24 protein-coding genes are annotated in these 23,107 nt (G+C 40.3%); 5 read left to right on the forward strand and 19 right to left on the reverse strand.

Going from position 1 to position 23,107, the window contains the following annotated elements; genetic code table 11:
- The first annotated feature begins 28 nt into the window (after positions 1–28).
- The gene (locus FW757_RS14245; protein WP_149982965.1) at positions 29–1,873 is read left to right on the forward strand and encodes a M2 family metallopeptidase; all 1,845 of its coding nucleotides are present in this window, start codon (positions 29–31) and stop codon (positions 1,871–1,873) included.
- A gap of 84 nt (positions 1,874–1,957) precedes the next feature.
- Here FW757_RS14245 and FW757_RS14250 read toward each other — a convergent pair whose 3' ends face one another.
- The 13 genes from FW757_RS14250 to FW757_RS14310 form a co-directional block, all read right to left on the reverse strand.
- Positions 1,958–2,752: a putative porin gene (locus FW757_RS14250; protein ID WP_149982964.1), complete on the reverse strand. Its 795-nt coding sequence runs from the start codon at positions 2,750–2,752 to the stop codon at positions 1,958–1,960.
- 217 nt (positions 2,753–2,969) lie between these two features.
- Positions 2,970–3,344 (reverse strand): PH domain-containing protein, encoded by a 375-nt coding sequence (locus tag FW757_RS14255; protein WP_145242310.1) that lies wholly within the window; start codon positions 3,342–3,344, stop codon positions 2,970–2,972.
- Positions 3,344–4,258, reverse strand: a complete 915-nt coding sequence (locus FW757_RS14260) for an ABC transporter ATP-binding protein (RefSeq protein ID WP_145242312.1) — start codon at positions 4,256–4,258, stop codon at positions 3,344–3,346. Before FW757_RS14260 ends, FW757_RS14255 begins: the two co-directional genes overlap by 1 nt.
- Complete coding sequence (locus tag FW757_RS14265) at positions 4,255–5,073, reverse strand: ABC transporter permease subunit (RefSeq protein ID WP_182717973.1); 819 nt, start codon at positions 5,071–5,073, stop codon at positions 4,255–4,257. Before FW757_RS14265 ends, FW757_RS14260 begins: the two co-directional genes overlap by 4 nt.
- A gap of 123 nt (positions 5,074–5,196) precedes the next feature.
- The gene (locus FW757_RS14270) at positions 5,197–6,378 is read right to left on the reverse strand and encodes a cystathionine beta-lyase (protein WP_446441373.1); all 1,182 of its coding nucleotides are present in this window, start codon (positions 6,376–6,378) and stop codon (positions 5,197–5,199) included.
- 45 nt (positions 6,379–6,423) lie between these two features.
- Positions 6,424–7,347 carry an NAD(+) diphosphatase gene (gene nudC, locus FW757_RS14275; protein WP_182717972.1) on the reverse strand — a complete coding sequence of 308 codons (924 nt, stop codon included), beginning with the start codon at positions 7,345–7,347 and terminating at the stop codon, positions 6,424–6,426.
- A 133-nt stretch (positions 7,348–7,480) separates the two neighbouring features.
- Positions 7,481–8,275: a glucosamine-6-phosphate deaminase gene (gene nagB, locus FW757_RS14280; protein WP_149982959.1), complete on the reverse strand. Its 795-nt coding sequence runs from the start codon at positions 8,273–8,275 to the stop codon at positions 7,481–7,483.
- Positions 8,276–8,491: 216 nt separating this feature from the next.
- Complete coding sequence (gene nagX, locus FW757_RS14285; RefSeq protein ID WP_446441360.1) at positions 8,492–9,634, reverse strand: transmembrane glucosamine N-acetyltransferase NagX; 1,143 nt, start codon at positions 9,632–9,634, stop codon at positions 8,492–8,494.
- 59 nt (positions 9,635–9,693) lie between these two features.
- A complete protein-coding gene (gene nagA / locus FW757_RS14290; RefSeq protein ID WP_182761633.1) occupies positions 9,694–10,812 on the reverse strand; it encodes an N-acetylglucosamine-6-phosphate deacetylase in 1,119 nt (372 codons plus the stop codon).
- Positions 10,812–11,726 (reverse strand): N-acetylglucosamine kinase, encoded by a 915-nt coding sequence (gene nagK, locus FW757_RS14295; RefSeq protein WP_182717969.1) that lies wholly within the window; start codon positions 11,724–11,726, stop codon positions 10,812–10,814. The genes nagA and nagK overlap by 1 nt, the downstream gene beginning before the upstream one ends.
- Before the next feature lie 377 nt (positions 11,727–12,103).
- Positions 12,104–12,316, reverse strand: a complete 213-nt coding sequence (locus FW757_RS14300) for a helix-turn-helix transcriptional regulator (RefSeq protein WP_446441361.1) — start codon at positions 12,314–12,316, stop codon at positions 12,104–12,106.
- Position 12,317: 1 nt separating this feature from the next.
- Positions 12,318–12,746: a hypothetical protein gene (locus tag FW757_RS14305; RefSeq protein ID WP_182794486.1), complete on the reverse strand. Its 429-nt coding sequence runs from the start codon at positions 12,744–12,746 to the stop codon at positions 12,318–12,320.
- Between the two features lie 119 nt (positions 12,747–12,865).
- Positions 12,866–13,372 carry a LabA-like NYN domain-containing protein gene (locus tag FW757_RS14310; RefSeq protein ID WP_179959226.1) on the reverse strand — a complete coding sequence of 169 codons (507 nt, stop codon included), beginning with the start codon at positions 13,370–13,372 and terminating at the stop codon, positions 12,866–12,868.
- A gap of 154 nt (positions 13,373–13,526) precedes the next feature.
- Here FW757_RS14310 and FW757_RS14315 point away from each other — a divergent pair, with 154 nt between their 5' ends.
- Both FW757_RS14315 and FW757_RS14320 read left to right on the forward strand, forming a co-directional pair.
- Entirely contained in the window at positions 13,527–14,156 is a 630-nt protein-coding gene (locus FW757_RS14315; RefSeq protein WP_145242329.1) for a hypothetical protein, read from the forward strand.
- Positions 14,153–14,908: a DUF3307 domain-containing protein gene (locus FW757_RS14320; RefSeq protein WP_446441362.1), complete on the forward strand. Its 756-nt coding sequence runs from the start codon at positions 14,153–14,155 to the stop codon at positions 14,906–14,908. Before FW757_RS14315 ends, FW757_RS14320 begins: the two co-directional genes overlap by 4 nt.
- A 56-nt stretch (positions 14,909–14,964) precedes the next feature.
- Here FW757_RS14320 and FW757_RS14325 read toward each other — a convergent pair whose 3' ends face one another.
- The gene (locus tag FW757_RS14325; protein ID WP_182761634.1) at positions 14,965–16,368 is read right to left on the reverse strand and encodes a DEAD/DEAH box helicase; all 1,404 of its coding nucleotides are present in this window, start codon (positions 16,366–16,368) and stop codon (positions 14,965–14,967) included.
- Between the two features lie 210 nt (positions 16,369–16,578).
- Positions 16,579–17,418 (reverse strand): isopenicillin N synthase family dioxygenase, encoded by an 840-nt coding sequence (locus FW757_RS14330; RefSeq protein ID WP_145242335.1) that lies wholly within the window; start codon positions 17,416–17,418, stop codon positions 16,579–16,581.
- A 254-nt stretch (positions 17,419–17,672) separates the two neighbouring features.
- Between FW757_RS14330 and FW757_RS14335 the strand changes: the two genes are divergently transcribed.
- Positions 17,673–18,875: a bifunctional alpha/beta hydrolase/OsmC family protein gene (locus FW757_RS14335; RefSeq protein ID WP_446441363.1), complete on the forward strand. Its 1,203-nt coding sequence runs from the start codon at positions 17,673–17,675 to the stop codon at positions 18,873–18,875.
- A 63-nt stretch (positions 18,876–18,938) separates the two neighbouring features.
- Here FW757_RS14335 and FW757_RS14340 read toward each other — a convergent pair whose 3' ends face one another.
- Both FW757_RS14340 and FW757_RS14345 read right to left on the reverse strand, forming a co-directional pair.
- A complete protein-coding gene (locus FW757_RS14340) occupies positions 18,939–20,927 on the reverse strand; it encodes a DUF2207 domain-containing protein (protein ID WP_182717965.1) in 1,989 nt (662 codons plus the stop codon).
- Positions 20,928–20,973: 46 nt separating this feature from the next.
- Positions 20,974–21,711 carry an alpha/beta hydrolase gene (locus FW757_RS14345; protein ID WP_182717964.1) on the reverse strand — a complete coding sequence of 246 codons (738 nt, stop codon included), beginning with the start codon at positions 21,709–21,711 and terminating at the stop codon, positions 20,974–20,976.
- Between the two features lie 176 nt (positions 21,712–21,887).
- Between FW757_RS14345 and FW757_RS14350 the strand changes: the two genes are divergently transcribed.
- A complete protein-coding gene (locus FW757_RS14350; protein WP_182717963.1) occupies positions 21,888–22,211 on the forward strand; it encodes a hypothetical protein in 324 nt (107 codons plus the stop codon).
- A gap of 30 nt (positions 22,212–22,241) precedes the next feature.
- Here the strand turns inward: FW757_RS14350 and FW757_RS14355 are convergent, their stop codons facing one another.
- Positions 22,242–22,832, reverse strand: coding sequence for a pentapeptide repeat-containing protein (locus tag FW757_RS14355; protein WP_149982949.1), 591 nt, complete (start codon positions 22,830–22,832; stop codon positions 22,242–22,244).
- On the reverse strand, positions 22,825–23,052 hold the full coding sequence (locus FW757_RS14360; RefSeq protein ID WP_149982948.1) for a hypothetical protein: 228 nt from the start codon (positions 23,050–23,052) through the stop codon (positions 22,825–22,827). The genes FW757_RS14355 and FW757_RS14360 overlap by 8 nt, the downstream gene beginning before the upstream one ends.
- Positions 23,053–23,107 lie beyond the last annotated feature (55 nt).

The raw sequence follows: 23,107 nt of genomic DNA on the forward strand, positions 1-23,107 counted from the left end.
CCGATAAATAACAAATATAAGGGTTAACATGACTACTCCACATTTTAAGCTCAGTTTGAGCGCAATAATGGTTGCCAGCACATTAGCATTAAGCGGCTGTAACCAAGAAGCCACTAACACAGTAACTCAAGCTGCAAGCCCTGCGCCGGTAACTGCAAAAGACGCGCAAGCCTTTTTAGATACGACAGAGCAAGAGCTCAGTGCTTTATATCTAGAATCAAGTCGCGCGGAATGGATATACGCTAACTTTATAACGCATGATACATCAGCCCTATCAGCTGAAGTAAATCGTAAAATGACCGAAGCGGTGGTTCGCCTTGCTAACGAAGCTGCACAGTTTGACTCTCTCGAACTTGATTATGACGCACGTCGTAAACTCGACAAATTAAAATTGGCACTGACTTTACCTGCCCCACAAGATGCAGAAAAAACAGCAAAACTATCACAGCTTGTGGCTGAACTTGGCGGTATATATGGTAAAGGTAAATATTGTAAAGACGATGGCAGCTGTTTAAGCCTAGGTGATATGACTGCAACAATGGCCACCAGCCGTGATTACAACGAACTGCTTGATTTATGGCAAGGTTGGCGCCAGGTATCAAAACCAATGCGTCCACTGTATGAACAACAAGTTGTATTAACCAATGAAGGCGCTAAAGAGCTTGGTTATGCAGACACTGGTGCAATGTGGCGTAGTAAGTATGATATGCCAGCAGATGATTTTGCCAAAGAACTTGATCGTATTTGGGGGCAAGTAAAACCATTATATGATTCGCTGCATTGTCATGTTCGTGCCAAGTTAGGTGAAAAATACGGTGAAGACAAAGTACCTCAAGACCAACCTATCCCAGCGCATTTATTAGGTAATATGTGGGCGCAATCGTGGGGCAACATTTACGATGTAGTCGCACCTGAAAATGCCGATCCTGGTTATGATGTAACCGCATTATTAGCCGAGCATAACTACGATGAACTTAAAATGGTACGCGGCGCTGAAAAATTTTTCACCTCAATGGGATTTGCACCTTTACCTGACACCTTTTACCAACGTTCGTTATTCACTAAACCTGCCGATCGTGATGTACAGTGCCATGCTTCAGCGTGGAATATAGATAGTAAAGACGACTTACGCATTAAAATGTGTATTCAGCGTACTGGTGAAGAATTCTCAGTTATTCACCATGAGTTAGGTCACAACTTCTACCAACGCGCTTACAATACCCAACCGCTTTATTATCAAGAAAGTGCTAACGACGGTTTCCACGAAGCCATTGGCGATACCATTGCGCTTTCGGTAACACCTGGTTACTTAAAAGAAATTGGTTTATTAGAGCAAGTGCCTGATGAATCGAAAGACATTGGCTTATTAATGAAGATGGCGCTGGATAAAGTTGCCTTTATTCCATTTGGTTTACTTGTGGACCAATGGCGTTGGCAAGTATTTTCAGGTGCAGTAACCCCTGAAAACTACAATAAGGCATGGTGGGAATTACGTGAAAAGTACCAAGGTGTAAAAGCACCTATCGCACGAAGCGAAGCTGACTTTGATCCAGGTGCAAAATATCATGTGCCAGGTAATACACCTTATACACGTTACTTCTTAGCGCATATTTTACAGTTTGATTTCCACCGTAGTTTATGTGAAATAGCAGGTAACAAAGAAGCCATTCATCGCTGCTCAGTATACAACTCTAAAGAAGCAGGTGAAAAACTCAATGCTATGCTAGAAATGGGTTCAAGCCGCCCTTGGCAAGAAGCATTAGCCACCGTAACAGGTAAACCTGAAATGGATGCAACAGCCCTACTTGATTACTTTGCGCCACTGCAAAAATATCTTGATGAGCAAAATAAAGGCCGTCAATGTGGTTGGTAAGTTAACTAGTTAAATAGCAAAATGCAAAAGCCCGCTAAATTGAGCGGGCTTTTTTAGTATTGCAGTACTAAATTTACAGTTTGATTAGAACTGTAAGCTTACATTTGCAAAGTAAGCGTCATAACCAGAATCATCCCAGTTATTACCGTAACCCGCTTTTAAGCCAACATTTTTGTTGAAGAAATGTTGAGCACCAAAAGTGTAATCATCGTTTTTATTAAATGTAACAAACGCTGATGTCGCTTTAGTGAAGTAGTAATTAGAACCTAATTCCCATGAACTACCACTGTCGTCAGTATCTGAAATAGTACCTTCAACTGTTAGGTAGTTACCTTGCTTAAGGTCCATGAAATATTTTGCATTCACTGCACGGTAATCAAACTCATCGTCTGATGTTAAAGTGAAGCCGATGTAATCTGTGCTGTTTAATTGGTGGTTATATGCTAAATCGAACATAAACACATTATCAGCATCTTCAACATCAATAAACGTTGCTTTTAATAATAAATTTGGATTAAAAAAGTAACCTGCTGATACATTAATTTCATCTGTGCTTGAACCGAAATCGCTGTCATGGTTGCTGTATTTAGCACCCACAACGAAATTCTCAACGAAATACTCACCACCAATAGTCGCTACATCACTAGAGTCATTATCAATGTATGAACCATATACGTTGGTTTGCTTATTGATGTACTCAAATTGATCGTAAGGACCTAAAGTCGCTTTTGGAGAGAAGTAATACGTTGAATCAACGCTCACTGTGTCGTTGCCATCGGTATCCTTATATCCTAAATGGCTAATTGACTGATAGTTATCCGCAGCAGTCGCGGCACTAGAAAGAAGAATACTCGAAATAATAACTGCTAATTTTTTCATAAAAAGATTTCCCTATTTTACATTGTTTTATTGCTACAAGGTTTAACGTTTAACCGGTTGGTTAAAGACGGGGCACATCCTAACGCGAGTAAACTGAATCGAAACTTAACTAAGTGCTTGTATTTGATTATAAAAATGTAAGTGAATGTAGGAAAATGTAAAAAAAAAGTAGCGAACAGGAATGTTAATCGCTACCATTTTAAGAGCTCAATTATGATTAAAGCGCGTACTGGCTGATTATCCGGTACACATCATTGATATTATCACCCGATTTAAAGTCTTTGCTGATCGGTGTTGGATCAGAGCCAACCCAAATTTTTAATTCAGCATCTAAATCAAAATGACCTGCACTTTCTTTACTAAACTTAGTTATTTTTGAATAAGCAATACTGATCATCTCTATTTTTGAGCCAGTGACCCCCTGCTTATCCAACAAAATTAAACGTTTGTTAGTAAAAATAAACATGTCACGTACCACTTTATAGGCCTTTTCAACTTGTTCACCTTCAATCAGTGTATTTGCCAATACTTTTTCTAAATCATTGTCATCAATTTCACTGGCATTACCCATTAAACCACTTAATAAACCCATTATATTTGCTCCTGTTTAAATATTTGATTTTCTAATGTATGGCCGTTTACCAATTGGCGATACCGCCAACCTTGCTGATAACAATGTTGCAGTATGGTGATATCAAATGGTGTCGCCGTTTTTTGGTACTCGATAACATATTCTTTAGCTTGGCTCATATACACTTTAGACACTTCTGCTAAAGCTTGTATTTTCTCTTCAACATCCGGGTAATGCTCGCTCAATAACAATGTAATAAATCCAGACTCTAGTTCGCTATTATCACTGTGCGTTGGATGCTCTGTGAGCTTACCTTTATCAAGGTGCAGTACATGTGAACATAAGCGTTCTAGTTCAGTTAAATCATGCGAACTTAAAATAAAGGTAGCCTCACTGCTAAGATTCGCAACCACTTCGCGTACTTCGCGAGCATGAATAGGATCAAGCCCAGCGGTTGCTTCATCCAGCATGACTATTTGTGGTTTCCCGATCAGCGCTTGACCTATGGTGACACGTTTACGCATTCCATGTGATAAATCATCAGAACGCTGTTTAGCAACGTCAGCTAGTCCGACTAACTCAAGTACGCGGATCGCTTCTGCTTGGCTTTGCTTATTTGACAGCCCTTGTAGCTGGCCATAAAACGCCAGTTGGTGAGCGATACTAAAGCGCGGATCAAGTTGAGCATCTTGCGGTAACGCACTGAGCTTGCCAAACAATTCACTACTGCCTGGATTATGTCCAATAATATTGAGCGTGCCTTTTGTTGGTAAAATATAACCGCATAACAAACTAAACAAGGTGGTTTTGCCTGCACCATTTGGCCCAACCAGTGCTACTGGCGCGCCTTGCTGTATCTCAAAACTTACCTGATCAAGGGCCAATTTATTACCATACTGCTTAGTTAAACCTGTTGCGTGTATTAGTGTGCTCATAGAGAACTCCTTGCAAAAATACGCTGAGCAATCGCTAGCATCACGGTAGTTTGTATTAACGCAATGCCAATGCTATTAAATATTCCTGCGTTTTGTCCTGCCATTTGATCAAGTTGTACGCCAGGGAAAACATAATCAAGCATTGCCAAAACGGGTATTTGCCAGCTTAAAATACTGACCACAATATTCCCGCCAGCAAAAAATAATACGGCAAGCACCACAGTTAAACGCGCTGAGCGTGCAAAAGTATTTAACAACGTCATTAGTGCTATAAAGGGCAAAACAGCAATTAATAAATAACAGAACAAAACAAAGCTGCGACTTATGCCACTGACTAATAATGCTGGATCTCTAAAGACCATAACTGCAACTGAAGCTACCAAGGTAACAAGTATTAATGCTGCTAAAATAAATACCTGTCCTAAAAAGCGGCCAAATAACATTTCATTTCGGGTAGCTCTAAGAGATAAAAAGCGTAGTGTTCCTCGTTGTTTATCACCAACAAGTTGGTCGCTACATAAAAACAAGCAGAAACTAGGAAAGCTATACAATGCAATTAACCAATACATTGCTAATTCAGCTTCAGGCCAATCGAGTAATTTACTCAGTCCAATAGCACCAAATACTTGTTGTGCTAAATCGGCTATTTGGGGCGAACTAATTAAGCTGACCGCTTGACCTATCGGATAGCGTAAAATCAATAACCAACAAATCGAAAATGCGGCAACAGCAAGTAAGCCGCGCTTGGTTAAAAATAATCTCACTAGTTCAAACTGGGCAATCTTTAATAATCGCTGAGGGTGGAGTTGCGTCACAGATATTCCTTATTAATCTATATACAGCTTACACTAAGGGCAAACGTGTTGAATTACTAGCAAAAAAAAGCCCGTATTAATACGAGCTTTGTAACAAATAATGTAGTCTTATTGATCCGCAAGCTACAAATTCTGCTGGTATATGTCGAGTGCTTGGCTTAAATCAGCAATCAAATCGTCCACATCTTCAAGGCCTATATGTAAGCGGATCACTGGTCCTTGCGTCCAACCAGTTGCTGAGCGTAAACCTTTCATAGTTAAGTTGGCAGTCACTAAACTCTCGAAGCCGCCCCACGAGAAGCCCATTTTAAAATGCTCTAAACTATCTAAAAAAGCATCAATCGCGCTTTGGTTACCTTGTTTCATAACAAAAGAAAACAAGCCATTACTACCATCAAAATCACGCTTAAAAAACTCATGACCCGGACACGTTGCAAATGCCGGGTGACGAATATGGTCAACCAATGGATGCTGCTCTAACCAAGTAGCGACTTCGATCGCGGCTTTTTCATGCTGATTTAAACGTACCGCCATAGTGCGCAGGCCTCTTAACGCTAAATAAGCGTCATCAGCCGACGTACATTGACCAAGTAAATATGAATTTTCTCGAAGTGTCGGCCAGTATTTTTTATTGGCCACTGCCACCCCCATCATCACGTCCGAATGACCCACAATGTATTTAGTTGCCGCTTGAATACTAATATCCACCCCGTGTTCAAGTGGGCGATAATGCAAGCCATTACCATAGGTGTTATCAAGCATGGTCATTACCCCATGCTCATTGGCAACTGCAACCATGGCTGGTACATCTTGAATTTCCATGGTGATAGAACCTGGCGACTCTAAAAACAGCACTTTGGTGTTGTCTTTGATCAGCGCTTTAATATCTGCCCCAATTGTTGGTGGATAATAAGTCGTCTCAACGCCAAAGCCAGCTAAAATTTTATCGCAAAAATCACGCGTTGGTTCATAGGCATTATCTACCATTAAGATATGATCGCCCGCTTTCAAAAAAGCCAATAGTGTGCTGCTAATCGCCGCTGCACCACATGGATAAAGCGCACATCCCTCACCACCTTCAAGCTCAGTGATCGCCTCTTGTAATGCAAAATGTGTAGTAGTACCACGACGACCATAAAAAAGTGTTTTATCGCCACGTTTTTTTGCCGCTTTTTTAAGCTCTGCCACTGAATCAAAAACAACTGTCGATGCACGTTGCACTACGGGGTTAACCACCCCATGAGTATATGCTTTTTTACGTCCGGTACTTACTAACAGCGTACTTTTATTGCTTTTTGTCGTCATCATTAATCCTTAAAATATTTCGTTAGAACATACTCTGCACTATGCTTAATCTTGCAAATTACACCAATAGTCGATTAAATAGCGCGAGATAGAATCAGCTCTTGGTAGCTTTAAATGCTCCCCCTCTTCGTGCCAATTGCCAAATTGAGCAAGCTCTTCACGGCTAAACCACCGCGCATCGTCTAGTTCGTCTTTATCAACCTGGATATCTTCCGTAACAGCTTCAGCGATAAAGCCCAGCATAATCGATGATGGAAATGGCCACGGCTGCGAGGCAATATACTTAACATTTTCAACCACAATGCCCGCTTCTTCCATCACTTCACGCGCCACCGCTTGCTCTAAGCTTTCGCCCGGATCAACAAAACCAGCTAAAGACGAATACATACCTGCTGCCCACACAGCTTGGCGACCAAGTAAACAGCGTTCAACACCATCAGCAAATGTACGCGTTACCACCATGATCACGGCCGGATCAGTTCGCGGAAACGTTTGGTGTTTACACCCATCATTACTACATAAACGTGAATGACCCGCTTCAACCAGCTCATTTTCGCTGCCACAACGTCCACAAAAACGATGAGTTGCATGCCAGTAACACAAACCTCGTGCCAGTGCAGCCATTGAGCCTTGCGCGATTTCCACTTGCACCCCAAAGCGACGAATATCGACAAACTCAGCGTCACCTATCAGCTGGCTTAAGGCGGCTTCGTCTAGCTTGCTTACATCAAGTGCGAAATGACTGGTTTGCTGCTCATCTAAACCTAAAAATATCGCTTCGTTTAGTGCTAAGTGACTCACATCACTAAAGCTTAAAAAAGTCACAGCAATATTATTTATATCAAATAAAGTGTGATTGTTATTCACCAATAACCAACGGCTTTGCTCATTTATTTGTGCTGCCACCCATTGTTGCTCTTTACGTAGGTTTGATGCGCGGTTTAAAGGCATCTGGCTGTAATTTAGCATGCTTATCCTTGTTACTATTTAGATGGCTAAAACTACCATAAGCTTACACGAAACCCAATTTATTACTGACGTTGAAACAGCCAAAAAAAAAGCCCTGAAGGGCTTTTTAAACACACAATAAATTCTGTCGTAATTACAATGTAGCTAAATGAGCCTGTAACTTTTGATTTTCAGCTTCGATATGCTGATAAAACTCTAAATCTTCAAGTTTGCTTGCTGCTGCTTTATCAATAACAATCACAGCATCTTTATGTAACTGAAGCGCAGAGGCTGGACATTTAGCCATTAACGGGCCTTCAATCATGGCATGCACTGCATCAGCCTTATTTTCACCCGTAGCAAGTAAAACAACTTTTTTCGCCTCCAAGATCGTACCAATTCCCATCGTAATTGATAACTGTGGCTGATATTCATCAGCAGCAAAAAAACGGGCATTATCATCAACGGTTGCTTTAGTCAGGGTTTTTACACGAGTACGTGAACGCAGACCTGATGAAGGCTCATTAAAGCCGATGTGACCATTACGTCCGATGCCTAATAACTGTACATCAACACCGCCTGCTGCAACTATTTTGTCTTCGTATTCTTTGCATGCTGTAATTGGGTTTAGGGCATCCCCTGGCGGTACAAAGGTATTATCTTTGTTTATATCAATATGGCTAAACAATTGCTCATTCATGAAGTGGCGGTAACTTTGTGGATGATCGCCCGTTAAACCTAAGTATTCATCTAAATTAAACGTTGTTGCTTGTGAAAATGAAATCTCACCCGCTTTATTTTTAGCGATTAATTCTTGATATAACGCAACTGGCGTAGAGCCCGTTGCTAAACCGAGCACTGACGTTGGTTTTTTTTGTAATTGTGTTGCGAAAATATTTGCGCCATATGCTGCTACGGCTGCTGCATCATTTAAAATTACTATTTGCATATTAATTTGCTCAGTTATTAAATTAGTTGATGAAAAAATGGGACCTAAGTCCCAACCCCATGTGCAATCGGATTGGGCCTTAGATCAAACCAAACAGGGATACACTATTTGGTCAACACCATTATGACAACGCTGTCATTATTACCATTCAATTTTAGTTTGTAAAGTAAAAGTGAATAAAAATTTACCTTTTTTACTGTGCTGTACATTAGCCAGCTAAACACTGACAAATATTTTGCGCTTATACATCCAATGTAATAAAAGCATTTGCACCAGCAAAAGCGCAACCACGCCAATCAGTGGCTGCCAATCGGTAGCTGCAGCTGTAATAAAGCCACCAAACACGCTATGGCTTATAAACTCCCAATTCACTAAGCTTGATGCCAAATAAATAATGATTGAGTTAGCGCCAATAATCACAAACGGATAAGCTAATTTTTGGCCATTGAGAATATCAATCACCGCATAAAACACAGCCAGTAATATTGCGCTCCATCCGACTGTGACTAAAACAAATGAACTGGTCCATAATTCTTTATTAACTGGAAACTGTAAATCCCAAAGCCAACCTAAGCAAACACTCACAACACCTGCAACAAATAATATGCCTGCTGTTTGCCATTCGCCAATCTTACTTGCTCTGGCGATTAGTTGTCCTGCAAATACCCCAAACATGGCATTCACAATAGCTGGTAGACTCGATAACACGCCCTCGGGGTCGACGGCTCTATTTTGATAACTAATACCGGGTAAAAAATGCGAATCAAACCATGCATTCCAACTCCCCTGTGCACTTAAATCACCAGCGTTACCTCCTGGTACAGGAATAAAACACATCAAGATCCAATACCCTAGCAGGAGAGCGATTGCTGTAAAGAGCTGTGTGCGAATACTGGTATGCCACACTAGCATTGCACAGAAAAACCATGCAATCGCTATTCGACCAAGTACACTCGCATAGCGTATTTCATCGAAGGCAAGCGGAATACCTGTGTCCCAACCATGGTTATACATCACCCCTAACCCGCACAATAGCAATAACCGCTTTAACGCTTTAGCATAAAAAACTTTTCGCTCTTGCCATGGCAGATGATCGATGCGTTTTGGTGCTAAGCCCATCGCCACACCTGATAAAAAGATAAATAACGGAAAAATCAAATCGTAAAATGTAAATCCATGCCATGCACTGTGTAGCGTATGCGCTTCAAATACCTGCCAACCAGTCCAACCGGTTAAAACAAATAAAGCGGCAAAAATAGATTGCCCACCTAAAATCCAAAACATATCCATGCCACGTAAAGCATCAAGAGATGCTAAGCGCTTTTTACTCGGCTTTGTGTCTGTATGTGCTGTTGTCATTATTTTTACTCTTAAATAAAAAGCCCGCGATACAACTGCGGGGTTTTTACAGGGAAACATTACACTGCATTACCTGCAATATAAGTGGCTTTTACAAACTGGTGTTCATCGAGCACCACGAAGTCTGCATCAAAGCCATCAAGTAAACGTCCCTTTTTCTTGAGGTTTAAATATTCTGCTGGATACAGTGCAGCCATGCGTAAACTTTCACGGAGGCTTACATCCAATGTATTAATGGTATTACGCACAGCACTGGCCATGTCTAATACACTGCCTGCTAATTCGCCCGTACTTGAGTTTAATCTATCCCCAGTACGAATTACTTTGCGCCCGTCAAAAAAATCAAATTCCATATCATCGGTACCCACTGGCGGCATTGCGTCAGTGACTAACATAATTTTGCCGCGCTGTTTGGTGCGAATAGCTAATTGTGCAGACAATGGATGTACATGATGCCCATCAACAATTAAGCCACACCAACTGTTATCATGCCAAAGCGCAGCGCCAACCACGCCTGGTTCACGCGATGTAAACGGCGACATCGCGTTATATAAATGTGTAAACCCATCGGCGCCAGCATTGAGTGCCGCCATTGTCGTTGTATAGTCAGCATTAGTGTGACCTAGTGATACTTTTACACCACACGCCACTAAGCGCTCAATATCAGCAATGCTGACATTTTCTGGCGCTAAGGTAACCATTTTGATACCTAAATCTTGACGCGCATAAATGGCAAATTCTTGTTCGCTAATTGGGCGAATAAACTGCTCACTGTGTGTGCCTTTTTTTGGAAAAGACAAATGCGGACCTTCAAAGTGAATACCTAATACACCCGCGACCCCTTCGCATATTGCTTTTGCTGTTGCATCAGCAGCTGCTTGCATGGTTTCAACTTTATCGGTGATAAGTGTTGGCATCAGTGCCGTTGTACCAAATTGACCATGCGCTTTTGCGATACGATCTAAGCAGTGTGTGCTTTGCTCAGCATTAAAAAATGCCCCGCCACCGCCATTAACTTGTACATCGATAAAGCCTGGCGCAACTAAACCATTTAGCTCAATAACACTGCCTGTGGTGGAAGTTTCAAGATGAAAAATGCCATTTTCAACGCTGAATAATGCATTATCTAGAAATTTTTCAGCCGTGAATAAACGTGTCGCGCGATAGAAGGTTTTCATTACAGTGCTACCTTTTGGTTTTGCTCTAATACTGATTGCTGTGCAAAATAAATTGCGCCCATTTCAGGCGGTTGCTTTGGTACTTCAACGAGTTTTGCAATTGCTGGGTCAAGCCATTGATTTAAAGGCTCTGCAAGACCACCGATCATAGATAAACGCGGAGGATTGTTCTCTAATAAACGATGCGCTAACTGACTCACGTATTGCGCTCCGTCTTTTACAATGGCTAAAGCGATTTGATCGCCTTGGTGTGCTGCATCAAATACATAGCGAGCAAGTTTTGCATAGCTACTTGACGGTTGTCCAGCCATTTGCTCTGCAATGCCCATTGCTGTGGTGACATTAAAATGCTCTTTAACCACTGGCGTCATTATCGTGTGAGGACCTAAACCATCTAGTTCCATTAACACCGCTTTAATTGCCTCTAAGCCCATCCATGCGCCACTGCCTTTATCGCCAAGTGCAAAACCATGACCGCCGTAATTCACCGACTGCCCTTTTACATATGAAAAACCACATGAGCCAGTACCCGTGATTATCACAGCACCATCACCGCCTTCATGAGCCCCGATACACGCCGTATGTAAGTCAGTAGTTAAAAACATTTGTTTAAATGGGTGCTCCCACTCTGTTATTTTTTCATATAAGTTCGGTAAATTAACACCCGCCAATCCTAAACCGGCATACACTTGATGAATAGACTCTAATGGCAAACCTGCATCGCGCATCGCCAATTGTGTAGATACCATTATTGACTCTAATGTGCGCTCCAACCCATGTAATGGATTCGCAGGGCCACCTAAACCTGTTCCTAATACCCCGTTTTGCGCAGAGTATATAGTTGCACGGCACTTAGTTCCGCCACCGTCGATACCAATATACAATTGGTCCTCATTCGCACTCTTAGCCATCATTTAACGACCTCTAACCTTCGTTTTATATTTGTATTAATCGCATGTTTTTTTATTATCTTAATGCGATTCACCCGCAACCCATGTTGAATTAATGTTACACAACAAATGACAGCGTTGTCATTAAGTTTTTTATAAAAAATCTCACATATCCTACATTTATCTCTAATTAACTGAATTAAATAAATAATTAATATCAATTAAATTAGTGTCGACTATCTTTTAACGTAATAATAAGGTTTAAAAAGGACATTATTACCTAAAAAAACAACAAAAATAGTGATTTATAACACTATTTTCATAACTTAAATGGCCAAAAAACATAAATAAAAATGCAGAATATGCATTCAGTTTACCAAAAATAATAATTTAGTAAAGATTCACTGTCGATATTGGAATATTTTTTCTAGTGGTAGATTAAAAACAACCGCGATCTTAAAAGCGACCTCCAGCGACGGTGAATACCTTGCCGCTTCAATTGCGGCAATTGTTTGACGCGTCACCCCTACGACTTCAGCTAATTGCTGCTGCGTCATTTCATTATGCTGAAACCGTAATGCACGGATCGTATTAGTAATCGCTAACTTTGCCATTCTAACCTCTATATAATAGCCAAGCTTCGGCCCCAGTGCCGATTATCTCGCTCACCAACGCTGCGATTACTAACTGGTGAACCGGACTAATTGCAAACCCAAAATGTGGGTCAATCAGCATTGCAAACACCGCGTTCACAACGCCTAATTGTAAAATAAGTAGTGCAACACTTTTTGCTTTTAAGGCAATAGCCTGTTCGCGTTCATCTTTCGCTTGATCCGCATATTTAGTATTAAATATCGCTAAGATAATGTGCATCACAATAAGCATTACAACGGTTTGTATCGTAAGTGATATCAACAAGCCACTTGCTAATAACGGATCCATCTGAGCTTCTGGCGTCATTGATAATACTGACTGCAAGTAATTAAACAACACAACCATCGTTATGCACATCTCAAGTAACCGCGATTTTTGTGTATAACTCATATCCCCCCCTTATAAAAATAAATTTTATGTTAAGTATACTTAACATTAATGAATATAAGAGTGAGCTCGCACCATGTCAAATATTTTTAACATAATGTTATATTTTTAATACATTAGTTTCAAAGTAACAGGGAATCATCAATGCAAAAAAACTGTGCCGCACTTTGTTTTAATGCATCAGCCGTCAGTCTATCAGCGCCATAGACGTCACACGGTACATTATAATGATGCTGTAAATGACCCAGCAATAAGGCAAAATCCCCGTCGCCGGAGAGTAAAATAACTTTGTCGAGGTTTTTACCTTGTTCTAGCATGTCGATGGTGATGCCGACGTCCCAATCGCCTTTTGCGCTGCCATCTTTACGCTGAATAAATGGTTTTAGCTTTACCTCAAAACCAATCGCACGAAGAATATTTTGAAATTGAGATTGCTTTTCGTCCCCGCGATAAATTGCATATGCAATCGCGCAGTCTATATCATAGTCATCACTGATTTTTGCCCAAAAGGCATTGTAATCAAAGTTTTTTCGGTAGCTCTCTCGACAGGTGTAATAAATATTTTGGACATCGACAAAAATCCCCACTCTCGGCTTTTTCGCCGTTGTACTATGTATTTCTTGACTCATGCGTTATCCCTTTTAAATTAATCACACTACTGTAGCATACCCTGATTAATTTCAAGCCCTTGCATTTAGCTTACAAGTAACCTAAATTAGTTACATTGAATCATGTAACCAAAATTGGTTACTTTTCTTTATGTAACTTAAATCAAGGACATTTATGATTGCGGTGATCAGCGGTGATGTGATCAAATCACAACATATTCCAAAGCACGACTACGATGCGATGCTCTACCAGCTCGACCAAAGTTTGCGAGCAATTACTCAACGCCATCTAGGACAAAGTATTATTTATCGAGGCGATGCTTTTCAGGTGCAAATAAATCAACCACCCCAAGTATGCCGTGTCGCAGTGCTGCTTTACTTACATCTTAAAGCCACCGGCTATGAAATTCGCCAAAGCCTTGCCATTGGTGAAATAGATAATGCTAGAGCCGATATTAAAACAGCAACAGGCTCTGCATTTACATTATCGGGGCGCGGTCTTGACGAAATCCATAACCAACGCTTTACTCTTAGCAGTATTGATGAACTCAAAAATGATGGCTTAACCCTTAATCTAGCTTTTATTGACGTGCTCCTGAGCAAAATGACACACAAACAAGCGAATGCCTTATATGTCTATTTAACCGCAGAAAACAATCAACATAGTGAACTTGCTAAACAATTAAAAACCAGTCGTGAGAATGTGACCAAGTTACTTAATCTTGCACATTATCAGTTGATCGAGCGTTTTTTAGACTATGCAGAGCAGGCCATTGCTAATGCCGTGATAGGAGTAAAAAAATGAGTTTTATGTTGTTATTAGTTGCATTATTTATCGGTCATATTTTAGCTGATTTTTATTGGCAGCCAATGAGTTGGGTTAATAACCGTAATACACGTCACTTTCGTGCTAAAAAACTGTACTTGCATGTGCTAGTGCACGGCCTAACTACAGCAGCAATTGTCAGCTGGTGGGAGTTTAGTTTTGGCTGGCAAGAGCTCTCGCGTATCGGTATTGCCACAGCTATTGTTATCGTGACCCACTACTTAATTGATTTAGCAAAATCATATTCAAACAAAGGGGTTGTGCCATTTATCATTGATCAACTTGCTCATCTTGCTCATCTTGTCGTGATACTACTACTGAGTGTGTGGTTGAGCGACAACAGTGAATTTATTACCAGCATTTGGCAATGGCTGATAGCCCCCACTACATTATGGGTGCTATGTGGCTATTTACTGGTATTGAGTCCCAGTGCTGTGTTCATTCGTATGATGTTAGAGCGTCTCACTACCGGGTTTAGCTCCACAGGAAGTTTACCAGCAGCGGGGCAAAGTATTGGCATGCTTGAACGAGTATTAATGCTTACATTTATTTTGCTAGATCAGTTGGCTGGCGTTGGCTTTTTATTAGCAGCAAAATCGGTATTTCGCTTTGGCGACTTACGTGCCAGTAAAGATAAAAAACTCACCGAATATGTCATGCTCGGTACACTTTTAAGTGTCACCGTCACCTTATTTATTGGCTTAGCAGTTAATTATCTTAAAGCATTATAGAAATAAAAAGCATAAAAAAACGCGCCAGCTTAGGCGCGTTTTTTATCAAAATATTATTACGTGTTACTCGCGCCATCATTACCAGAGCGACGACGTTGACCACTGCCACCAACAGATTGACGCTTAGCCCATGGGTTTTGTGTTTGCTCACCAGCGGCTTTAGCAGCAGGTTTTTTGCCTGAGCCACCACGGCGTGGGCCGGTGCCATTACCGCCGTTATTATTTGGCTTTTTGCTATCAGACTTAGGTTTAGAAAAAGGCTGACCCGCTTTTTTAGGCTTTTTAGGTTTGATAGGTCGTGCATCAAGCTCTCTTTCAGGCACTCCTTTTGTTGGCTCAAAACCAGCTTCTTTTGCACGTGGGATCAATTCACCGATAAAACGTTCAATACCGTATAAGTCATCAGCATCTTCCGGTGTTACAAATGAAATTGCGTCGCCAGATGCACCCGCACGGCCGGTACGACCAATACGATGCACATAATCTTCATACACATTAGGCAAATCATAGTTAACTACATGTGGCAGTTCAACAATGTCTAAACCACGGGCAACAATATCCGTTGCCACAAGTACGCGTACTTCGCCACTTTTAAAGCCTTCAAGCGCTTTAACACGCGCGCCTTGAGATTTATTACCATGAATTGCAGCGCCAACAATATCATCGCGCTCTAACTGCTTTACTAAACGGTTTGCACCATGTTTAGTGCGGCTAAATACCAACACTTGTTGCCAATCATTAGTACGAATTAAATGACTTAACAAGGCGGTTTTACGTGCTTTATCTACCGCATAAACGCATTGGGTAACACTTTTTGCCGTGGTATTTTTTGCAGCGACTGAAATTTCGACCGGATCATTAATAAGCCCTTTCGCAAGCGCTCTAATATCGTCTGAGAACGTCGCTGAGAACATCAAGTTTTGACGTTTAGCAGGTAACTTGCTGATGATACGTTTAATGTCATGAATAAAGCCCATATCAAGCATACGATCAGCTTCATCAAGCACCAACACTTCGAGGTTATCGAACTTCAAGGCATTTTGGTTATGCAAATCCATTAAACGACCCGGAGTGGCAACTAAAATATCTACACCTTTGCGTAAACGCATCATTTGCGGATTAATTTTAACACCACCGTACACAACAAAAGAACTGATATTAGAATGCTTAGCATACTCTTCAACATTCTCGCTTACTTGTAATGCCAGCTCACGGGTTGGAGTTAAAATTAAAGCACGAACTTGGTTAACCTTGGCTTTTTGGCCTGTTGATAAGCGCTCAATTAACGGTAAAGTGAAACCCGCTGTTTTACCTGTACCAGTTTGCGCTGCAGCCATAACATCACGACCTTCAATGATCGCTGGAATGGCTTGAGCCTGAATTGGTGTTGGCGTTTCATAGCCCTTTTCTAAAACCGCATTAACTAAAGACTGTGATAAACCTAACCCATCAAAACTCATATTTTCTCTCAATAATTTTAAGGCCCAATCGGCCAATGGCGCATTATACCGATCGTACGCAATAATGCATGGTATATTCACGTTTGAAATAGCGTCAGCCAAATTTAACTAGCCACATCACACTATAACTCACTAAAAAAACACAACCTTAAAAAAACAAAAAAGCGGCACTGTGGCCGCTGTTGAAAAGCTATCATCACTTGAGTGATGCTATTTAACACCTAACTCACGCAGACGCTCTTGTAAGTAACTGTCAGCAGTATAACGCGCTGATAACACCACATCTGGACGCGGGTGCAAAAATAACGGCAACGAAATACGTGACTTAGATGACGCTTTGCCAGTAGGGTTAATAACACGGTGAATAGTCGACGGAAAATAACCACCTGACGCTTCTTGCAACATGTCGCCAATGTTAATAATTAAACTGCCAAAATCGCATGGCACATCTAACCAACCGCCATCTGTTTTTTGTACTTGCAAGCCTGGCTCATTTGAAGCAGGTAATACCGTTAATAAATTAATATCACCATGTGCAGCAGCACGAATAGCACCAGGTTCTTCATCACCTGTCATCGGCGGGTAATGTAATATACGTAATAATGTTTGCTCTGAATCAGCAATCATATCTTTTAAATCGATAGAAAACTTAGCACGCACATCCGCTGGTGCTTCAGCTTGCACCCAGCTTAACAATGTCGCAGCAAACTCATTGGCTAAACGATAATATTCGCGAATATCTGCTTCTAACTGCGCTGGTACACGGCCTTTTGGATAAACATGAAAGTATTCTTTAATGTCTTTAACTGTAAAGCCTTTTGCAACTTCTGATACCGAAGGCGGAAAGTAGCCATCTTGAGTGTCTTTAGAGAATAAGAATTCATGTTTTTGTTCAGAATTAAAAAAATCCTGCCAATTTTTATAAATTGATTCAACAAGAGACTGTGGAATTGGGTGGTTTTTTAATACACCAAAGCCCGTATTTCTAAGAGACTCAACAAATTGAGCGGCCGCATCGCTCGCTTTATAATCAACGGTAGGTAATTGCATGTTCGTATCCAATGAATTAAGTTGTTAAAAGCCTTTGCTAATCATAGCAGTTGCTCCATTGTAGCGCTTCGCGAGCATAATAAAACGGGCAAAAAAACATAAGGACTTATGTCCTCTTTAGCTGGGTAAGCGTTTATTACTTGATGCAAATCAAAATGTTGCTATTGTGGATAAAACGCTAAAACAACTGTAATTATAAACGCACTTTAATGGTCTACTCTTCACTAACCTCTTTCATTAAGCAAAGGTAACCTATGCGCCAAAAAATTTCGTTCAAAAGTGGTGATTTAACACTCGCCGGTCAGCTTGAAACACCCGCCAGTGATATTAAATTTTATGCCTTGTTTGCCCATTGTTTTACCTGTGGTAAAGATATCGCCGCAGCAAGTCGAATTAGCCGAGCACTCACTCAACAAGGTATTGCGGTATTACGCTTTGATTTTACTGGCCTTGGTAATAGCGATGGTGATTTTGCCAACAGTAATTTCTCATCAAATATCCAAGATTTAATTGCCGCGGCAGATCACTTACGTGAACACTTTAAAGCGCCACAATTATTAATTGGTCATAGTTTAGGGGGCGCAGCGGTACTTGCAGCTGCCGAACACATTGCTGAAGTACAAGCCATTACCACCATAGGCGCACCATCAGATGCGCAACATGTAGCGCATAACTTTGCCGCTCATCTTGATGAAATTAATAGCAAGGGCGAAGCCAAGGTAAATTTAGCAGGGCGAGAATTTACCATTAAAAAACAGTTTGTGGACGACATTGCCAATTACGACCGCAGCCATATCAGTAAATTAAAGCGAGCATTGTTAGTAATGCACTCCCCTATTGATGCCTCAGTAAGTATTAACGAAGCTGAAAAAATTTACGCCGCTGCTAAACATCCAAAAAGCTTTATTAGCCTGGATAACGCCGACCACTTACTCACTAACAAAGACGATGCTGACTACGCAGCAGACGTTATAGCATCATGGGCAAAACGTTATGTGGATTTTGATAAAAACCAGTACAGTGCCAAACTTAGCAGCGGCAATGTATTAGTTGAAGAGAAAGATCATGTCTTTACTCAGCATGTAAGTACCAAGGATCATACTTGGCTGGCTGATGAACCACTAAGTGTTGGCGGTAATAATTTAGGCCCAGACCCTTATCACCACTTACTTGCTGGACTTGGTGCATGCACAGCGATGACTTTACGTATGTATGCAAGTCGTAAAAACTTGCCACTTGAACACGTAAAGGTAGAACTGGACCACAGCCGTGATTATCACGCCGATTGCGATAACTGCGAGCAAACCGACAAACTCGAAGCCATCACTCGTAAAATCACCCTGGTGGGCGATTTGAGTGACGCTCAGCGCCAGCGCCTATTAGAAATTGCCGACAAATGCCCTGTGCATAAAACCCTGCATAACAACCCACTGATTGTAAGTGAGTTGGTTGATTAACAACAAACTTCCCGCTTAGGCATTTGATTTATACACCTGAAATTTGGTGTTTTTATCATTTGCCTACCAACCACCTCCGCCACCTCCACCTCCTCCTCCGCCAGAAAAACCGCCACTACTGGAGAAGCCTGAACTCGACATAGAGGATGAAACACTTGAGTTTCCCAAAGCTGAATAACTCATTCCATCTACACAATTAAGAAATTCTGTCTGGTCAGAAAAACCACCTGAAAACCACATCGGTGTATATCTATAAGGATTGAGAGATTCTGAAATTTTCTTCTTTTTACGTCTTTTTTGTTTTCTAAATTGTCCTCTTTTAAACCTAAGAACATTATCAAATCGAGCACACCATTCATCATGCAAATCCAGCGAAATTGCATACGGTAAAAATTTCTCATATTCAGTTTCAGTGAGCAATAGATCGTCTTCAGGCAGTTTTTTAGCGGATATATATTTCCGTATTTGCATTGAACTTACCAGTAATGGCTTCCCGTATTGGGAGGGGCCGCGATTTAAAGATAATGCAGTTATACTAAGTAACAATAAAAAAGCCATCGAGATCGACAACAAGGGTACAAAACTACAAAGAAGCCACATCCAAGGAAGCCAAGTAATACATATAAGTAAGCACTTTTTTTCCCACTGTGGCTCAACATTCCCATCAGTGTCCTCAAAAATACTTTCGTAAATAGCCAACCATATAATGCACACGGGAGCAGTCATAAGAATAACAAGCGGCCCCCACAGAATATCAGTCCAATCTGAAACGCCAAATATCAATTGTAAGCTAACAAATACCGACGACAGAGCAACAGTAAAAAGTGTGTATTTAATATTCCACGTAAAAATACTTGTCGCTTTTAAGTCTTTGCTAATCGCACTAGAAAAAAGTTTAAAGAGTTCTCGATTTTTCTTTCTATTTTCACGGCTAACTTGGTAACTCCCACCCTGTTTAATAACCCAATCGAGAATACATTGTTCATTTTTTGGTAAAGGAGTGTTTGGTAGGTTTGTCTTAAGTGATAATGTTAATGTATGGGTATAAAATGAACCTTCTTTAATACCACTATCAGAGGGGAGGTATTCATATTTTATGCCTAGATAGCCTTTAATAGCTAAGTGAGTGCTGGCAGAAGTTAAATCTCTCATTGTACTATTTGAAAAAATTGCGTGGTTTAATATGTAATTAATTATTGCAGGGCTAATTTCACTGGGCACATCAGTAATATCTGGAGTATCGACATTTTCATCTGGATATATACCAACCTTACGCCAAGACCAATAAACAAAACCACCCACCGTACCCGAAAACGTGATAAGCAAAATCCACTCTAAAAAATCCAGTAAAAATATAAAATAAAATACCGAAGGTTGATCTATTATATCTTTAGGAAGCGCGAGAACAATTGTCATCCCCTCCCCTAAACCTAAGTCTTGCGTAGCAGTAAACCTAAATTGATTTTGTACTGGATTATCAACAATATAATTATCTTCTTTCTCTGTGTAAGAGCCGGTATAGGCTTTGTACTTTAGGACGCTGGTTTGTTCTGGTAGGTTAACTACAACCATTGACTTCTCTATTGAAGTTGCCCATTGATGAGGAATGGCATTAAAATATAACTCATCATAATTTTCAAAAAACCGAATTTCATCTGATAGTTGATAAGTAATAATAAAGCTAGCAGGCCCATAATCTAACTCTTTTTTAGGATCACCTACTTTTATGATTGCGTTGCCATTTGAAATGGTTGCTTGATAAGGTATTGATGTATTATTTAACTGAGCACTTAGCATCTTGAAGCCAGCTAAATATTCACCACCATAACGGCCCTCAAGTAATAATGGGATTCGTCTATAAATACCATGCTTGAATATATAACCACCGGCCGTTATATCAAACTGCTCAGTGACTATTAGATTGCCATTAGGTTTTACATCAATTGTTACATGTAATCCCGCTGTTGAATCAGCCTCCCTTACTTCTGCATAAGAAGGCATCAACATAATTAAAAGTAAAAAAATTATGCTTCCTTGCAAAAAATATTTCATTGTTAATTTGCTCCTTTTAAACAACACTTATCTCTTCATTAGATGCTTAATATAATAAAAACTCTTTTATATTTTTTTTCACTTCATTTATTAAATCAGCAGGCCCACCATCATACATATCATTATGGCGTGAGTTCTCTATCGAAATCTGCGTAACCGGATACTGTGCTAATTCATCTTCATTGAGTAATACCTGATTATCCGCAGGGTAATCACTGCCACGAAGCGTTAAAACCCGAATGTTTTTATTGCGAGGTAACAACATACGCCGATGATCAAGCGTAATAATTTGACTCACTTGCTTAGGATAAATCGCCGCGTAAAGCGCGGCTATATCACCGCCATTAGAATGGCCAAATAACGTTAACCGCGTAAAATCATACTCTGGGTAGCGAGGGCTCAACTCGGTCACTAAAAATTTAAGAGTGACCACACCACGATGCCAGTTTTCCATACGAGTGGCCATATAAGGTGGCGTGCGGTTGAGCGCAGGATCGCTGTCTAATTCATGGGCTACAGCAATGGTTAAATAGCCCTTAGCTGTAAATATATCAGCCGCAAACTGATAGTCAGTATGCGCAATACCATATCCGGCATTAATAAATACCACAGGGCATTTTGTTTGTTGGCTACAATGCTCGTTATATGCTGGTAATGAAATACTGATCGGGATCGCGCGGTCACGCGCTTTATCAACAATCATTTCGCTGTTTGTTGCGGAACTGGCGACGGCACTGACTATGAGAAAGAAGAAGCTCACAAGGTACTTAAAAGGTAGTGGCATTAATTTGCTCGACTTATTTTATTTAAATTATAAAGTACTTTAAGCTTTTGAATATTAATTGCAATAAAACGAGGTACCTAAAACAGCAGAAGAGTTTTAAAGAAAAAAATAATTATTATAAATTTATGCGATAATAGTCGTATTGTCCTAACGTCTATTTAGAAAAGAACCTATCCATGAAATCATACAACAGCATCGAACAGCGTATCGATATTTTACAAAGCAGAATTGAAGCGTATCAAGATGAAATCAAAACGCTAGAAACAGAGCCAAAAAATAATAACGAGCGTATTATTTTCAAATTTATCGAAACAGGCAGCACCGGCAAGACTAAAGATTTTGTGCGTGAATTAGGCATTAAATCACCACGCGATAGTTTGTATTCATCAGGTGATGTATCAAAACTCATCAAAGATGGCGCCAGTGATATTTCCCCTGCATTACTTGAAATTGCCCGCGCACTTGCCAGCGCACGAAATAAAAATGGCCCTGCCTGCTAATTAAGCATTAGATTAGCCGTGTCATAACGGCTAATCCACCAGCTCGATATCTAGTCCGCTGAGTAAGTTTAACGCTGCAAAGCGCTCAAACTTAGCCCGGCTAACATTATTATTTTTAATATCAATATTAAAATGCATCGCACCGACAAAGTTTACTTTACTCAAGTTTGTTTGCTGAAACAGGCTATCTCTAAAATCAGTGTTACTAAAATCACTGGTAGCTAAATTAGCCTGTCTAAAATCAACATCTTTGGCAAAACAGTCCGTCATGATCAAGCCTTTTAACTGTAACTCATAAAACGAGCTATGACTAAGTTGGCAATTTTTAAAACTCACCGATGAAGTAAGTGACAATTGTGGCCAATTTACCTGCGCCCATTGAATACTGTTGAGCTTACAATCAACAAAGCTGACTTCTTCTAACGAACTATAACCCCAATTTAAATCGCTTAAATTACAGTTAATAAATTCACACTCAATAAAACGACAATTACTAAATTGACTATGACTAAAATCACATTCAATAAACTGGCACTGTTCAAACTCAATGTCACTAAAGCGCTGCGCGCTGGCAACACATTTTGAAAATTGCTGATCGAAATAATCGAACTCTTTAAACACTCGAATGCTTAACCTCTAAATCGTTTTTCAAAGCAAGAACTGCGATATAGATCAACCCAAAAATAGGAATAATCGCTAATAGCCCACCAATTACAGCAACAATAACCGGTGTTGTTGTTTTTCTTTTACCAAGGCGATAACTTATCCACGTAAAAAATGGGATGCATACTATAAATATCAAAGCCAAGAACTCACCAAGCAAAGTTGCACTAATACTCATTTACTATCCTTAATATATTTTTATTAAACCATTTTGATTACACCATAAAAAAAAC

It is taken from the genome of Pseudoalteromonas sp. 1181_04, assembly GCF_052850545.1.